Source organism: Granulicatella adiacens ATCC 49175 (assembly GCF_025150565.1).
Classification (GTDB): Bacteria; Bacillota; Bacilli; order Lactobacillales; family Aerococcaceae; genus Granulicatella; species Granulicatella adiacens.
In genome coordinates this window covers 255,042-271,623 of sequence record NZ_CP102283.1, presented here as the reverse complement: position 1 = coordinate 271,623, position 16,582 = coordinate 255,042, and the positions used below count along the sequence as shown (strand labels likewise).

The 16,582-nt window shown below is 36.7% G+C and carries 16 protein-coding genes; all 16 read right to left on the bottom strand.

Going from position 1 to position 16,582, the window contains the following annotated elements:
* Positions 1 to 25: 25 nt before the first annotated feature.
* The 16 genes from NQ540_RS01435 to galT all read right to left on the bottom strand — a co-directional run bounded on the left by NQ540_RS01435 (position 26) and on the right by galT (position 16,551).
* A complete protein-coding gene (locus NQ540_RS01435) occupies positions 26 to 1,273 on the bottom strand; it encodes an MFS transporter (protein ID WP_005607579.1) in 1,248 nt (415 codons plus the stop codon).
* Entirely contained in the window at positions 1,263 to 2,123 is an 861-nt protein-coding gene (locus tag NQ540_RS01430; RefSeq protein WP_005607580.1) for a CPBP family intramembrane glutamic endopeptidase, read from the bottom strand. The genes NQ540_RS01435 and NQ540_RS01430 overlap by 11 nt, the downstream gene beginning before the upstream one ends.
* 3 nt (positions 2,124 to 2,126) lie before the next feature.
* Positions 2,127 to 2,732: a TetR/AcrR family transcriptional regulator gene (locus NQ540_RS01425; protein ID WP_005607582.1), complete on the bottom strand. Its 606-nt coding sequence runs from the start codon at positions 2,730 to 2,732 to the stop codon at positions 2,127 to 2,129.
* 259 nt (positions 2,733 to 2,991) lie between these two features.
* A complete protein-coding gene (locus NQ540_RS01420; RefSeq protein ID WP_005607584.1) occupies positions 2,992 to 3,312 on the bottom strand; it encodes a TfoX/Sxy family protein in 321 nt (106 codons plus the stop codon).
* 55 nt (positions 3,313 to 3,367) lie between these two features.
* On the bottom strand, positions 3,368 to 4,273 hold the full coding sequence (locus NQ540_RS01415; protein ID WP_005607586.1) for a DUF4300 family protein: 906 nt from the start codon (positions 4,271 to 4,273) through the stop codon (positions 3,368 to 3,370).
* A 51-nt stretch (positions 4,274 to 4,324) separates the two neighbouring features.
* The gene (locus NQ540_RS01410) at positions 4,325 to 5,113 is read right to left on the bottom strand and encodes a C39 family peptidase (protein WP_005607589.1); all 789 of its coding nucleotides are present in this window, start codon (positions 5,111 to 5,113) and stop codon (positions 4,325 to 4,327) included.
* 352 nt (positions 5,114 to 5,465) lie between these two features.
* Positions 5,466 to 6,800, bottom strand: a complete 1,335-nt coding sequence (locus NQ540_RS01405) for an Nramp family divalent metal transporter (protein WP_005607591.1) — start codon at positions 6,798 to 6,800, stop codon at positions 5,466 to 5,468.
* A gap of 259 nt (positions 6,801 to 7,059) precedes the next feature.
* On the bottom strand, positions 7,060 to 8,058 hold the full coding sequence (locus tag NQ540_RS01400) for a LacI family DNA-binding transcriptional regulator (RefSeq protein WP_005607593.1): 999 nt from the start codon (positions 8,056 to 8,058) through the stop codon (positions 7,060 to 7,062).
* A 47-nt stretch (positions 8,059 to 8,105) separates the two neighbouring features.
* Positions 8,106 to 8,477 carry a hypothetical protein gene (locus NQ540_RS01395; protein WP_005607594.1) on the bottom strand — a complete coding sequence of 124 codons (372 nt, stop codon included), beginning with the start codon at positions 8,475 to 8,477 and terminating at the stop codon, positions 8,106 to 8,108.
* 110 nt (positions 8,478 to 8,587) lie between these two features.
* Complete coding sequence (locus NQ540_RS01390; RefSeq protein WP_005607596.1) at positions 8,588 to 9,301, bottom strand: MgtC/SapB family protein; 714 nt, start codon at positions 9,299 to 9,301, stop codon at positions 8,588 to 8,590.
* Positions 9,302 to 9,303: 2 nt separating this feature from the next.
* Positions 9,304 to 10,995, bottom strand: coding sequence for an ABC transporter permease (locus NQ540_RS01385; protein WP_005607598.1), 1,692 nt, complete (start codon positions 10,993 to 10,995; stop codon positions 9,304 to 9,306).
* A gap of 11 nt (positions 10,996 to 11,006) precedes the next feature.
* A complete protein-coding gene (locus NQ540_RS01380; protein ID WP_005607600.1) occupies positions 11,007 to 12,017 on the bottom strand; it encodes an ABC transporter ATP-binding protein in 1,011 nt (336 codons plus the stop codon).
* A gap of 105 nt (positions 12,018 to 12,122) precedes the next feature.
* On the bottom strand, positions 12,123 to 13,211 hold the full coding sequence (locus tag NQ540_RS01375) for an extracellular solute-binding protein (protein ID WP_005607602.1): 1,089 nt from the start codon (positions 13,209 to 13,211) through the stop codon (positions 12,123 to 12,125).
* A 34-nt stretch (positions 13,212 to 13,245) separates the two neighbouring features.
* On the bottom strand, positions 13,246 to 13,908 hold the full coding sequence (locus tag NQ540_RS01370) for a DUF1868 domain-containing protein (RefSeq protein ID WP_039849237.1): 663 nt from the start codon (positions 13,906 to 13,908) through the stop codon (positions 13,246 to 13,248).
* 144 nt (positions 13,909 to 14,052) lie between these two features.
* The gene (gene galE, locus NQ540_RS01365) at positions 14,053 to 15,063 is read right to left on the bottom strand and encodes a UDP-glucose 4-epimerase GalE (RefSeq protein WP_005607605.1); all 1,011 of its coding nucleotides are present in this window, start codon (positions 15,061 to 15,063) and stop codon (positions 14,053 to 14,055) included.
* Between the two features lie 12 nt (positions 15,064 to 15,075).
* Complete coding sequence (gene galT / locus NQ540_RS01360) at positions 15,076 to 16,551, bottom strand: UDP-glucose--hexose-1-phosphate uridylyltransferase (RefSeq protein WP_039849238.1); 1,476 nt, start codon at positions 16,549 to 16,551, stop codon at positions 15,076 to 15,078.
* Positions 16,552 to 16,582: the final 31 nt, after the last annotated feature.

Here is a 16,582-nt window from a genome sequence, read left to right as displayed (position 1 = left end):
CAAAAAACTTAGGCAGGAATAACTTTTATTTCCCTAATACTGAAGTCATCTCTTCGTCCTCGACTTTTTTGATATCTTTTTGAGAAAATAACCAAATCGAAAAGAACATCAGTAGAATTCCAGAGATGATAATCCCCATTGCTGCTCCACTACCGACCCCTTTCCCTGTCAAAGTTCCTAATGTATCTGCTACAAGTCCAGCTGTGGCATAGGCTACTACATATCCCATTTGAGAAATGAAACCAATAATTCCCCAAGCTCGACCTTGAACATCTTGAGGGATATTAATACGGATGAGGTAATCTAAACAGTTATTTGCTACAGGCAAGGTAGAAAAGAATAAAAATCCAAAGAAACAGAGGAGTTCAATTTGCCATGAAAAACCTACAATGGCCATAAACAATCCCGCTAAGCCAAGCGATATTTTCAATGCTTTGATGTATTCTTTTTTGATTCCTTTAACTCCCAAGAAAACCGCAGTCACAAGCATCCCACTCGCGCATATTGACTCTGTAACTCCTAAAGTTTGCGCGTTAGAAAAAGACAAAACAAAAGGTTCCACTAAAATTTGAAAGACACCCATGAACAGCGTTAAGAAAGAAGAAGCAAATACTAAAGCAAGCACACTTCTTCTAGAACGAACAACTGTCCACCCATCTTTTAGACTTTTAAAAAAATTTTGCGGTTCTTGTGAGACATTTGAAGGAGTCCCGCGTCTTACAACTGCTGCGGCAAACACGGTTAGAAAAAAAGTACAAATATCTATGATGAGAAGCCATTTAACATCGCCAATCGACAAAAGGAGACCTGCAATCATCGGCGACAAAAGATACCTCGCACTTCCAGCAAGAGAAACAAGTCCGCTTGCTTTAGAGAACTCCTCTTTCGTCAGAAGGTCGGTAATCGTAGCCTTATAAGAAGGATCTAGAAGTGCTGAAAATACAGAACTAATCATCACTCCGATGCAAATTTGCCATAGTGTCACTTCTTGCATCCACATGGAGACGAGAATATAAATCACTCCAATCGCTGAGAGCCCGTCCCCAATCATCATAAGAAGCCTACGATCATATCGGTCCGCTAACACTCCAGCTGGAACGCCTAAAAGTAATGTCGGTAAAAAGCCTAATAAGGTGACGACCCCCATGCTTGCTGCGCTCCCTGTTTGATTGAAAATATAGACTCCAAGCCCAAAACTAGTGAGTCCACCTCCGATTGATGAGATAAACTCTCCTACCCAGAGCAGAAGAAATTTCTTAAAATTACGACTCATTCACGTCGGCCTCCTTAAACTGACTTTCGAGCAATCGTCCCACATGCTCTGTTTCAAAGAACAGTTCCCGATTCATTAGAACTACTAGAACTCCTGCTATCGTGATAAAAATCGTTTGAATACATTTCGTTTGAGGCGTCATAGCAATTTTTTCTTGCATGAGATTCACAAATAAATGAAAAATAATGGTTGCTATCATACTTCTGTTATTCTTTACATAAACCCATGTTTGTATAAAAACAAATGGCATCACGCTTACTAGAAAGTTCAGAACATAAAACACTCCCATTTCAGTTAATCCATGATGATACGTTCCAGGAACCCAAAATAACGGAAGATGCCAAGCTGACCAAATGAACCCAAACAGAACAGACTCTTTAAACCAACTATGATATTGTCCAACCGCATCTTCTCCGTATCCTCTCCATCCGACCTCTTCAATGACAGAGGCAAGAATCAATGTAAGAAGAGCGGGAGTTCCTGCTACAGAAAACGAAAAATCTTCTGTAAAAGTGAGTTGGTTTAAAGTTCCTCCAAATAAAACGGAAGTAGCAATAGAAGCTAGAATTACCAAACCATAAATGATAATGGCTTTCAAAAGAACACTTGGTTTTATACGATAAAAACCGATGATTTTTCGTATAAAATCTTCTTTTAAAACCTTGCTTTTAGATGTAAAGACGGTAGTAATTGCTATCAAAGCAGGCATTAATAACCCCAGTAACATAAATGTCATCATCAAATCTTTATTTTGAAAAGTTCCTGCTAAAAACCAAAATCCCCATGTTAAAGCGAATACGAGTATATAAAAACGAACAGGTCTATAAGTATAGGTTTCTTTATTATCCATTTTTTACGCCTTCTTTCGGTTAGCAATAATATCTCCTATAAACTTCATCGTTCCACGTTTTGCACCTAGTGTTTTCTCGGCTATATCGATATACACTTCTACATCTTTATGAGTGTACTTCCCTTCATCAAAAGCTTGTTGTCCCAAGATTAGTAACATTTTCACGCGTTCTTCAATATGATTGCAGTCAAAAACTTTCTTTTCTATGCCTTCTTTAGTAACTTCTACAAGAAACGGAATCGCTTCTTTGGTAATCCGTTGATTTACTCGATTATGCATGAGGAGGTTTTCTGTTGCATCAATTGTTTTTGCGATTCCCGCTTCATTTTCAGTAGGGCGAAAGGCTGCAATCACCGCAATAAATTTTTGTGAAACAGGTAAAGAGCTTTGTAATACTTCTTTCGCTCTTTGTACTTCTTCATGAATCATGAGTTCAATTACCGCTTCAAGTGTCGCCTCTTTACTTGGAAAATAATAATAGTAGGTTCCTTTAGCAATTCCCGCTGTTGCAATAATTTCGTCAACGCTTGTGTTCTCGTAGCCTTTTTCAATAAATAATTGATAGGCAATTTTTAAAAGTTCTTGCTTTCTTTTTTCACCTTTTTTCATGTCCATTCTCCTTTCTCGACTTCTGGTCGGTTTTAGAATACCTCCTCCCTGGAATCTTTGTCAACAAAATCGACTTATAGTCGAATTTTGCATCAAAAAAACAGCAAATCTTTCGATTTACTGTTTTTAAAACTTTATCATTTACAAACCTTAATATGGTCTTCTTCATTTTCTAGAAAAATTTCAAAGCCTGCTTTCAAGTTGAGGATAGTGTTGCAAAAGCCAACTTTTTAAAGAGACGAGCCCTATCTCTCAGGCTTCATTTCTTTTTCTTGGGTTTGGGAGCCGGCAGTTCATCATAGATAGCCTTAAACAAATCTGTTAAGAACTCCTTATCTTCTACATTTTCCACCAGAAGCATTTCTTTTGCCCCATCATATGGACGTTCCAATGAAGCGTCAAGCATGCGTTCTCTTGCAGATTTCACATTTTTGATTAGGAATCGATCATCATAAATTCCACCGACAACCTTTTCCCGGTAATACAAAATATATTCCCCCATCATTGCGCGATAGCGGATATCCTCTAATTCTGATAATTGTTCTAAAATATAGGCTAAGTATTCCTTGCTAGAAGCCATCCTTTCACCCTCCCTCGTTACTTCCAGATTCTATGCCAAGACGAATAACTTATTTTTACTTCATTTCTACCCATTTATTGTTATCCATAATGAATGGTTTTGCTAAGTCTTCCCCAGTATAGTCTTGATATTTCGTTGAAAGATACTTGTAAACATCTTCTTTGGAAGCAAATTTAATCGCTTGATACGGCTCCTCAAACGTTAACTTCTCAACGAAAAGGAAACCGTCACTCGTTGGCACTAATACACCGACATGGCCAATAAAGAGAGACTCGCCATCCAGATTATCATGAATCACTACGGAAAGCATTCGTGCATTCTCATTAAATTTGAACTGAGAGAGGAATTGCTCCATTTTTGCAGCATGTACTTTTACATCAGTTGTTGCTTCTGTTTTTACTCTCGAGAATAATCGATTTAACGCCTCTTTATCCTCAAAGCTAAATAACTTCCCTTTGTCAATGGCGTCATTATCAATGAAAAGGAGCGTATCATCTTTTTCAATCGGAGGAATCTCAATGCTATTTTTCAATAATGCATAAGTATTAATGCGGCAGTTCGTTCCGACAAAATCACCCATCTTCGCATTCCAGAGATTACTGATTTTCTCTACATCATACTCTGTTTTGGTGAAAGACGCAAAATCTCCTTGCAGGCCCGTCTCACCGACAATTTCATTGTACTCATTCACCAATTTTAAGAACGATTCTACACTCTCTTTATCGATGTAAGCAGAGAGTAACGCCTTCACTTCATCCATACTGCTCTGGTTCGACAGATTCGTATACGATGCCACCCATTGCGGCGTTTCCTGCTTTGTGCTTGCGACAGTTGTCGATGGAGCAGTTGTTTCCGTCACACTTTTCGACTCGGATCTTACTAATGTCTGTGCACATCCAGCTAATGTCACTAGCGTTGCCGCACATAAACCTATTTTTATTGTTCTAGAAAAATTTTTCATTGATGTTTCCTCTCACTTTCCTTCTAATCCTATTTTTATTTCATCATTCTCTTACCAAGCATAATTAGGTTCCTCGCAAGCCGCCATTGCTTCCAGCAGCTCTTCTGGCGTCACCTTTTTTAAACCGCCATAGACAGGATCTTGTTCATGTGTCATGGAATCTAAATAATAAATCGCTGAAATATCCTTCCCGTCTGGGGTCAATTCATATCCAATTCCAATCACATTATGCTCCCCATTTTTTCCAGGATAAATTTTGGAAAGGGTAAAAGTGTAATACATTGGATAGCCATCATCAATATTTTTGCGAATACGCTCCTTGAATAGTCTCATCTCTTCAGAATTTGGACTTGCATTCGTGACAGAAGCTAGGCGATATCCGGCCTGTCCTTCCTTAGGCACCGAATAGCCAAATAAATACTGATTCAACACACGAATGGCGTCTTTATTATGCGTTCCAAAAGGTACATAAGTTCCCATCTCCTGTGCCAGTTGTCGCTGAGAAACGAATTTCCCCTGAGTGGAAAGAATCATACTCACCGTTGCTGGAGCGCAGAAATACCATTCTTCTTGAATTTGCGGAGTAACGGCTAAAATCTTCTTACGTCGTTGAGGCGTTGGGGCCACAGACTCGGTTGTGGTTTCGTTTTGTGTTTCTTGGGTAGTCACTGGCACGGCAGTCGTTGTTTCACTCGTTTGCGATTGCTCTGTCACTTGCTTTGTAGTTGAGGTTTCTATAGAAGTATCCAAGGTCGTTGTCTTGTTTTGTTCACTAGGAGACTTGCAAGACGATAATAGCAACACATTCATACATAGCAGCAAAATAAGACTCTTTTTCATCCTAATGTCTCCATTCTCTCTTCTTAAGGATGACAACTATATCCCTTTGCTTTGGACCAATATTTTCTCCTCTACATCTTATGTCTTAAGGTTCAACGATTTTTTATGTGCCATTGTTCTTTGGATGATTTCTCCATGCTTCTTTTCTGTATAGAAACTGCATTGTCTTTTGAATGCGGTTCCATTCTTCTCACTTATAATCTATCCTATTCTCTTGAAAAATACAACAAAACTTCTGTGAAGATTAGGAGTTTTCCTATGAAAATTTTCACCTACATCTATGTATTTGAGGAAGCTTTATATTGAAAGCCTTCCAAACAAAAAACGAGCACCCGAAGATGCCCGTTTCGTTTTAGAATAAATCAATAATTAACTTAAAGTTTAGGATGGTTAGGATAATTGCTACCGCGTATCCAAGGAAAGTATTCCATTTGGCGTTGGTGAATTCTCCCATGAGTGATTTCTTTGAAGTGAAGTAAATCAACGGGAAGATTGAAAATGGTAACGCCACTGATAAGAATACTTGTGAATAGACCAAGAGTTGGTCCAATGTTTTTTCCTGTGCCCCAAAGAGGATTGCCACTACAATCACAGGTAACAACGCAAACAATCGTGTTACGAGTCGGATAATCCATTGTGGTAATTTCATATGCAAGAAGCCTTCCATCACGATTTGTCCAGTCAACGTTCCCGTAATGGTTGAATTTTGACCACTAGCTAACAGAGCGACCGCAAACAGAGTCGAAAGAGTGGAACTTGCGACTGCCCCAGCAATTTTTGAATCTTGCAACGCATTGTACATTTGCGAGAAGGCTGAGATTTCAGAAGCATGGCCGAAGAACAATGCGGCTCCTAAAATCAATAACAGCGAGTTCACAATGAATGCTAAACTTAACTGAATGTTCGAATCCCATGTCATAAAACGAACCGCTTTACGAATATCGTTTGGATCATTGTAATCGACTTTTCTTGTTTGAGACAGTGACGAATGCAAGTATAAGTTATGTGGCATGACCGTTGCCCCAACAATCCCGAGCGCTAATGTTAATATACTCTCGTGCCCTGGAGCTGTCTTATCAAACAACTGCGCTGTCGGTAAGAATCCTTGGAAAATTCCAGAGATACTTGGGTCTGCTAACGCTACAAGATACACGAAAATCAAAAGAATCGTAAAAATCAAGGTCGATACAATCGCTTCGATTTTCTTGAATCCCATCTTCATAATTCCTAACAATAAAAATACGTCTAGAACGGTAATAAAGATGGCTCCCATAATTGGAATGCCAAACAAGAGGTTCAGTGCAATGGCCGACCCTAGCACTTCCGCTAAATCAGTGGCCATCAGCGCTAACTCGACAATCACCCATAAAATATGACGCAACCATTTAGGTGCATGATGAGCCGTCGCTTGCGCTAAGTCCATTCGTGTCACAATTCCTAGTTTCCCAGACATTTGTTGCAACTGCATCGCAATTAATGACGAAACAAGAATAACAAAGAGCAATGTGTATTTATAAGAAGCTCCTCCAACCACACTCGTTATCCAGTTTCCTGGATCCATGTACCCTACCGCTACAAGAGCACCTGGTCCTAAGAAGGCAAATAAGTTTTGCAAAAAATGATTATTATTAGGAGTTTCTATCGATTGATTCACTTCTGAAAGTGATACTTTTTTATGTGTAGACATAATTTCCTCCTTTATATGTAAATTATTTCATTTCATGAAACTTTTCAAAAAATAGTCCATTTCATATAAATAAATATATAAAAAACAGTGCCTATTATAACACTCATGCAACCTTCGCGCAATGTGAGATGTTACAGTTCATCATACTGCTGTCTTTCCTTCTAGCAAATAAACTGAAATCAGGAAACAAAAAATGGAAATAAACTCTAAAAGCTTACTTCCATTTTAAGACATTGGTATTATTTGCACCGTGCTCTGCTTAAAACGATTGTCGTCTGACAAGAGTTGTAGAAACCTCTACAGATTTTCTTTTATCTCCATTGATAATCGCAAGAACTCCATCAATCATTTCTTTTGCTAACTGACTATAATCTGGAGAAATGGTTGATAATGCAGGTGTATAATATTGTGCTATTGGAATGTTGTCAAACCCTACAATAGCTAATTGGTCAGGAATCGAGATTCCTTTTTCGTAACACGCACGAATAATCCCTTGGACTTTTTCATCCCCAGAGACAAATATAATATCCGGTATATTCGTACCTGTTAAGTTATCGATCGCATAATGATACACAGATTCAATCGTAGCTAATCCATAAACAACTTCTAAAGCAATTTCATACTTTTTCTCTTTTACAAAAGTACGAGCACCCTTCTCACGATCTTTATTGACAAGTGACTCTCCACCCATTAGTAGCCACATGTCACAAAGCCCTTTATCAGCAACGGCTCCCATCAAATCGTACATTGCTTGAAAATCATTATTCGAAACATAAATAACACCTTCTGTCTGTGATTTCCCAAACACAATAAAAGGCATATTATTTTTCTTTAAATATTGAATTCTACTATCATCTTTACCTTCATAAAAGACAATAACTCCATCGACTAAACTTCCAGTACTTGAAATAATAGAATCCTTAATTGAATCCCCTTCACCAAAATACTCGACGATTGCATTGACTCCCATTTCTTTACAAGTTTGTAAAACCTTATCCAATAGTGTCTGGAACCAGATTAATGGGAAGGACTCCATCTTCTTGACTGAAATGAGAATATTCGTTGTTTCTTTCTTAGTCAGATTTTGTGCATACGCATTTGGAATATAAGACAGTTCATCAATTACCTTCATCACAGACTGGTAAGTTTCTGATCTAACTCCATCACCACCATTGATAACACGGGAAACAGTCTTAGGAGAGACCCCTGAAATGCGCGCAATATCATAAATAGTAGCCTTTCTCTTAAACTTTTCCATCCTTACTCCTTATAAATTTATTTTTCCGATAACTATACTAATTGTCATTATTGATGCATTCTGTTCACTCGAAATCTTAAGAGTTCACTTTTATATCCAAGCAATTCAAAATATCTGATGATCATCGTTTGAATAAACGTGTAAGATATTGGAATACCGCATAATTCTATCAAATATAATTCCGTGAGACAATTCATTTCTTTTAGTTCTTGATCTATTTGATCGATGTAACTTTCTAAAATTGGTACTAGCATTTCTTTGAAAATTACTTTTTTTATTATTTGATCCATTGGAAGATGAAATGCCCATACCCATTCGCATAACTCATGAAATGTATAAATATGACATTCTTTTTCTAGGCATTTTCTATTATAATATCGAATGCCTCCATTATCAAAATTTATCTTACATACTTTCATCCCATAATAACTCCTCTATCCATCCTATACTAGGAAATTGGCATTCGACATCTCTTTAGCGAATACTTATTCATCTAAAAAAGAGCAAGGAGTCCTTGCTCTTTCATCCGTTATTCACTAATCTCTTCAACGTAAATGACACCTGCAATATTAGAAATTTCTTCCATAAGGCGAAGATGTTCAAAACTTCCAGCTAATTCTAACGTTACAAAAGAAGCAATTTTCTTTTCTGGTACATCAAAATACTGTATTCGACTTTGATTTGCTTCCCCAAACGCAGTCCTTGAGTCAGTAATTCGAATACGATTTTCTGCACAATAAACCAATACTCGATTATATGCTTCCGTAGAATTCACTACTATATAGAGTTCCATTACTTTAGACCTTTTCTGTAAATACATCTTTAACGGTTGGAACATGGATATCACACCCCAAATAGAGATGGCTGCTAAAACCGCTCCCTGATAAAATCCGACTCCAATAGCTAGTCCAATCCCTGCAGACCCCCAAATACCTGCCGCGGTCGTTAAACCTGTAACTTTCTTTTTTTCTGTGACAAGGATTGTCCCAGCACCTAGAAAACCGACTCCCGAAACAACCTGCGCTCCTAATCTGGTCGGATCTCCTGCCCCAAACTTATACGAAACAAATTCATTTGTCATCATAATTAAACATGCGGCAACACATACGACACTATGAGTTCTAATTCCCGCAGGTTGCGACTTACCGCCTCGTTCCATACCAATAACTATTCCCGCAACTAAAGATAATGCAATTCGGATAAAAATATCTGTATTCGTTAATTCAATACCTGATGTAACCATAATTATTTTCTAGTTGTCTTTCCTCGTCTTTGTGTGAAATAAAGTACTGCTGAAGAAATAATCATCAATACGATTGTATATACAAAGACAAGTGCTTGAGCATTTGATGTTGCTGTTTCATCCCCAGCAGAACGAATAGTAATACCTAAAGGTTGAGCTAAAGGATGATATAAGAATACAGATAAGTCGAAGTCTGTTAATAAAGAGTTAAAGTTAAGAGCAATAACTGAAAGTACTACCGGTAAAATAAACGGAATAATAACCTTCATCATCGTATAGAATGATGATGCCCCCATACTACGAGCTGCATCTTCCATCTCGTCATCAACGCTAAACAAAATAGCACGAACCATACGATAAGAGAATGGAATTTTTACAATAATATAGGCAATTAGTAAGATTACAAATGTTCCCACAAGAATTTGATTAAATACAAGTGGTTGTGGTTGGTTAAATGTAAATAGTAAACTGATTGCTAATAAAGTACTTGGTAATAGCCATGGTAATAACGCACCATATTCAAAGAATGAGTCAAAGCGAGCTTTATGTTTACGAACCACACGTGCAAATACAACGGCAAGAACTGTCGCAGTGATAGCAGCAAGAATAGCATATACAAAGCTGACTAAGAATGGTGAGAACGCAACACTATTACTAAAGAATTGGTGATAGTTTTCTAGAGTAAAGTTAGCTAATGACAAGTTACCTGTTTGAATCGCCACTGGATCAGTGAACGAATACAAGACAATGAAAATCAAAGGTAACATGAACACTACGAATAAAGCGTATGCCACGATATGAGCAATAATATTCCATGGTTTTGAAGTGATTTTTTGTTTTTTCAAAGGCGCCTTTGTTTTAGAAATTGAGATATAATTTCCGCCTTTTTCTATCTTATTCATGATACTTAATAAGATTGTTGTCGCAATCCCAAGGACAATCGCAAGTAATGCAGCAAGGTCACGAGAGTTGCCCATCCCTGCAAAAGTGATAATCATCGGGTTAATTGTTTGGAATTGTTTACCCCCTACAATCATTGGAGCTGCAACTGCTGATAACCCACTTAAGAAAATCATAATTGTTAAGGCAAATAATGTTGGCGTTAATGTTGGTAAAACGATTTTTCTGAATACTGTAAATGGTTTTGCCCCCATATTACGCGCTGCTTCAATAGTGTGATAATCGACACCACGAATGGTATTTGTTAAGAATAATGTATGGTTTGCTGTACCTGAGAAGGTCATAATGAACAATACAGCACCATATCCTACGAACCAGTTTGGATCAAGGTTGGGTAGGAAGTTTTGTAGAATTCTTGTAATCATTCCATAAGGGCCGTATACGAATTTATACCCTGTAGCTAGAACCACACCACCATAAATTAAAGATGTCATGTATCCAAGTTTTAAAATCTTAGCCCCTTTGATATCAAAGTATTCTGTAAACAATACACAAAGAAGGCCGACTACGTTAACTGTAATAATTAACGAGAATGCTAGCTTAAAACTGTTCATAATACTTTGAATTGCACGTGGTGATTTAAGTACACGATTGACAGCATCTAGCGAGAATTGTCCATCTTTGACAAATACATTCACAACCAAATCAAAGTTTGGATAAATAATAAACGTTACGAGGAACCAGATAAGCCCTATACGAATGAGCCAATCTTTCCAATTTAACTTATGACGCATGTTGTACCTCCTTAATATTGCACAACATCTGAAGGTGTAATATAAAGTTCCACATTTTCCCCTACAGATTTAATTGCAAATTGACTATCAATCCGTGTTACGTTTAAAACTTGATGTTCAGACACTTTAACAGTATATCGAACCGTAACACCAGAAAATTCTGTATCAACGATTGTTCCATTAAGAACAATATCTCTTTCCGTTTCACGTTTGAAACGAATTTTTTCTAAGCGAATATATCCTTTTTTATCTTCTAAAGGAACGTTTGGATTATTTTCTAAAATCTCATGAACTGTTTCTTCAGAAAGGACATTAATATCTCCGATAAAGTCACAAACAAATTCTGTTTTAGATTGATGGTAAATTTCAGGAGGCGTTCCCACTTGTTCAATGAATCCATTGTTAAATACAGCAATTCTATCTGACAAAGTCAATGCTTCTTCTTGGTCGTGAGTAACGTACAATGTTGTAATTCCTAAATCTTTTTGTAGACGTTTCAATTCTTTTCTTAAGTCTACACGTAATTTAGCATCCAAGTTAGAAAGTGGTTCATCAAGACAGAGAATTTTTGGTTCTAATACTAACGCACGAGCTAGTGCCACACGTTGTTGTTGTCCACCTGATAATTCTGATACATTACGTTTTAATTGTTGGTCAGAAATTTTAATTTTTGCTGCTACCGCTGCAACTTTTGCTTTAATCACATCTGGAGCAACTTTCTTCACTTTCAAACCAAACGCAATATTATCAAAAACCGTCATTGTTGGGAATAATGCATAAGATTGGAACACAATTCCAATTCCACGTTTTTCAGGTTCTAATTTAGTAACATCCTTACCATTTACTTCAATGCGACCTGCCGATGGATCTAAAAATCCAACTAATGCACGTAAAGTTGTTGACTTTCCGCATCCAGAAGGCCCTAAGAATGTAAAGAACTCCCCTTCGTTAATTTCTAAATTCAAATTGTCAATCGCAATAAAATCACCGTATTTAATTTGAATATTATCAAATTTAATCATATCGTTTACTCCTTTGTGTTATCTTAAAAAGTCTCGCGAAGACTCATTCTATGGAATAGAGTAGAATCCTAGCGAGACTCTTATTGATTAATTCAACATTTAATATTATTTAACGTATTCTAATTCCGCTTTTTCAACCCATTGGTCTAAATATTTACCAACAACTTCCCAGTTAATATCTTGTGGTTTAAGTTGATTAACAAATTTCTTCGTTGCTTCTGGTAATTCTTTTACAGCATCTTTATTCGCTGGAATAGAACCAAATTTTTGGCTGTATTCTGCTTGAATTTCAGCTTGACCGAACCAGTTGATGAATTCTTTTGCTAATGCTTGTTTCTTACTTGTGTTAAGAATCATTGTTTGTTCAGTTACGAATGGAACCCCGATTTCAGGTGACATTACTTTGAATTCAACATTTTGTTCTTTTTGTCCGACTAACGCTCCAGAACCCCACATCATACCGTATTGGATTGGGCTTTCTTTATCTAACACTTTAACAACTGAGCTTTCACCTTTTTGAAGAGTATAGGCATTTGCAAAATATTCTTTTGCAACTTCCCATCCTTTTTCTGATACGCCTAAATCTCCTTTTTCATCAAGGTAACGAACTAAGATACTTGCGTAAATCGCACGTCCTGTTCCTCCTGTTAATCCATAGATAGAGTATTGACCTTTATATTTTTCTGCTAATTCAGTCCAGTCTTTAGGCATTTCTTTAGCTTCTGGATTTCCAATCAACACTAAAGGTTGAACGATAACTGGGTTATAGTATCCATTTTTATCTGCTAATGATGCATCAATCTTATCAATCCAATCTGGTTTGAATTGTGTTAAAAGATTTGCGTCACGAAGTTTGTTTGAGTCTACCGCACCAATACCAAATATCATATCTGCTACTGAATTATTTTTTTCAGCAATAACACGGTCTGCTAATTGAGCTCCTGCAATATCCACCATACGGATGTTGAATCCAGCTTCTTTTGCTTTAGCAGTTAGCCAATCTCCACGCCCATTTGAAACAGAGTTAGAATAAATTACTAATTCTTGACTCTTATCCGCTTTTTCTTCTGATTGTGCTTGAGGTGCAGTTGTTGTAGCGTTTGATGAACTATTTGCTCCTCCTGAGCATGCAGCTAATGTTGTAACTGCAAGCCCTGCAGCTAGTAAAGTTTTTAAAAATTTCGATTTTTTCATGTTGAAATCTCCTTTTTGTTTTTATTTGTAATTTTTATTTTCCAAACTTTTCGCAATATGGAACAAAACGTCTCATATCTTCAAACACAGTATAATCGATACGATTTACAGTAATGACAGGAACTTTTTCAAGTAAAACTTTTGTTAATTCCTTTTTCACTTTAGTAAACTCTTCATTTTCTTCTTCAGTTAATGGAACTCGAAGATATCCAATTGAGATATGGAATTGGTAACGATCATGATTAGGGAAACGAACACCTGCTTTTTCAGAAACATAAGTTCTAATTTCTTCTAATCGTTTAGCGGATTTTTCATCTGCTGGTTCAACTAAAATGTTTTGATTCCCCATTTCAGTCACACGCATATGAATCTCTTCGTTTAGCAATGGGAAAATTTCTAGTTGTTTTGCAAAGTAATCATGGATTTCTTGTAAAGGAGTATCCAATGGTAGATGGCTACTCCAAAATTCAGTCTCACGATTTTCATGACAAAGCAATTCAATTACAGTCATATGAATAGAATCTCTAGGGGTGAGAGTAAACTTATCAATAAAAGGTAATTCTCTATAGCGAGCCTGAATAATATCTACTACTTCCATTAAGTCTGGCTTTGTATAGAGGTTTGCAACTACCGTATTTCCTGGAAAATGATTAAACTCTCCATTTTCTTTAAACTTTATTTTTGTAAGATTTTTCATGTTATTCTTCCTTCTTTTGTTTTTGACACCGGTGTCAAACGGTAACTTCATTATATGGTGTAATCGTTTTCTTGTCAACCGTTTTCATAAATTTTTTTTATTCCTGTTTTTACTGTCTTTTTACTATTACAAATCAGAATTATACTATTGATATCCGTTTGGATTTTTCGATTGCCAATTCCATGTATCTCTACACATGTCTTCAACTGATTTCGTTGTCTTCCAATTTAATTCCTTATAAGCTTTGTCTGCATTTGCATAACAAGTCGCAACGTCTCCTGATCGTCTTGGAACAATTTTATAAGGAATTGGAACCCTATTAACACTTTCAAATGTATTTACAAGTTGTAATACACTAGTGCCTTCTCCTGAACCAAGGTTATAAATATAAACATCTGTTTTTTCAGATACTTTTTCTAACGCTTTTATGTGGCCACTCGCTAAATCCACGACATGGATATAATCTCGAACGCCAGTACCATCTACCGTATCATAATCATCTCCAAAAACACTTAGCTCTGGTCGCTTACCTACCGCTACTTGTGCAATAAAAGGCATCAAGTTGTTAGGAATTCCTGAAGGGTTTTCACCAATCAACCCAGACTCGTGAGCCCCAATCGGATTGAAATAACGAAGCAATGCAATACTCCACTCTGAATCTGCTACATGAACATCTTTTAAAATTTGTTCAAGCATCACTTTGGTGTACCCATAAGGATTTGTTGCACTTGTCGGCATTGTCTCAATGAGGGGTGATTGATTGTGAATGCCGTATACAGTCGCACTCGATGAAAATACAATCTTCTTAACTTTAAACTCTGACATCACTTCAACAAGAGCTAATGTGCTCATAATATTATTTTCGTAGTACATCACAGGCTTTTGTACGGATTCGCCGACAGCTTTGTATCCTGCAAAATGAATTGCAGCCTCAATAGATTCTTGTTCAAAAACTTTTCTCAATCCTTGTTTATCACAAACATCTAATTCGTAAAACGCAGGACGTTTCCCTGTAATTACTTCAATCCGATCTAATACCAAGATGCTAGAGTTCGAAAGGTTATCGACAATTACGACTTCCTTCCCTAAATTTAATAATTCTACTACGGTATGGCTACCAATATAACCAGCTCCGCCTGTCACTAATATTGCCATTTGGGGTTCCTCCTAATTAATTCCAACCGACTTAACAAATCTCATAAATGCTTCGTGTCCAAATGGAGTATTCTTATAAACGCCAGCATCTTCGAGAACTCTCGCAAACACTTGTCCTACTTCGTGTTGAACTACGCTATTAACCTCTTCTTCTTTAACGTTAGGGTATTTTTCTTTTAATTGGTCTGCCCATTCTAAATGATAATCCTCAATTGTGTTATCTTTGCCTAGAAGGTATTTCTCAACTTCCTCTAACTCTGTCTTCAAACGAGGTGGTAAAATAGCAAGTCCCATCACTTCAATTAACCCGATATTTTCCTTTTTAATATGCTGAACATCTTTATGAGGATGATATACGCCATCTGGATATAACTCTGATGTGTGATTATCTCTCAAAACAAGATCCATTTCAAATTGACCATCCACTACACGAGCAATCGGAGTGATTGTATGGTGCGGAATTTCTCCAGTTGTAGCAATAATATCTGCCTCTAAATCGGTATACCCTTGCCATGATTTTAAAATCTTCGAAGCTAATTCCACTATTCTTTGTTTATTCGTACCACGTAATCGAAGAACAGACATTGGCCATTTCACAATACCAGCCTGAATATCTTCGAACCCTGAAAATATGAAGGTTGTTTCACATTCTGCTACTTCCATTGGGAAAACGTATTTTCCACCTTGATAATGGTTGTGACTTAAAATAGAGCCACCTGCAATAGGGAGGTCTGCGTTTGATCCTGCAAAATAACCCGGAATAATATCTACAATTTCTAATAGCTGTTCAAATGTTTTAGGCGTAATCGCCATTGGAATATGCTTTGTATTTAGAAAAATGGCATGTTCATTAAAATATGAATATGGTGAATATTGTAGTCCCCACTCTTCATTGCCCAGTTTCATTCGGACAATTCTATGATTCGCACGAGCTGGATAATTGACTCTTCCTTGATACCCTTCATTTTCCATACATAAAAGACATTTTGGATAATTTGAAGCTTTCATTAATTTTTCAGCAGCAATTGCTTTAGGGTCTTTTTCTGGTTTAGAGAGGTTAATTGTAATCTCTAGAGACCCATATTTTGTTTCTGCACGGAACGCAATATTTTTAGCAATTGCTGAAAGTTTGATATAGTCATTATCTTTACTTAGTTGATAAAAATCATTTACAGCCTTTTCAGGTGATTCTTGATAAGTACTCCAGAATTTTTCATTAATGACACTTGGGATTGGAGTAATAAAGTTCATTAACTCTGCACCTAAACAGTCTTTTTCTTCTGCCAAGGATCCTACTTTTCCATTCGTTTCAGCTAATTCAACGAGCATATCTTTTAATTTTTTTATATCTGTTTCACTTGTAGGTGTATTAGCTCCTTCCTCTCCGACTAGAGCAAGTACTCTATTCTTTACATATGAGTAATCCATAGGTTTATACAACCCAGATTGAATTACTTGTTCAACAAAATTATTGATTACTGTTTGCATCATTTTCTCCTCTTAATCTACTTGACTATTC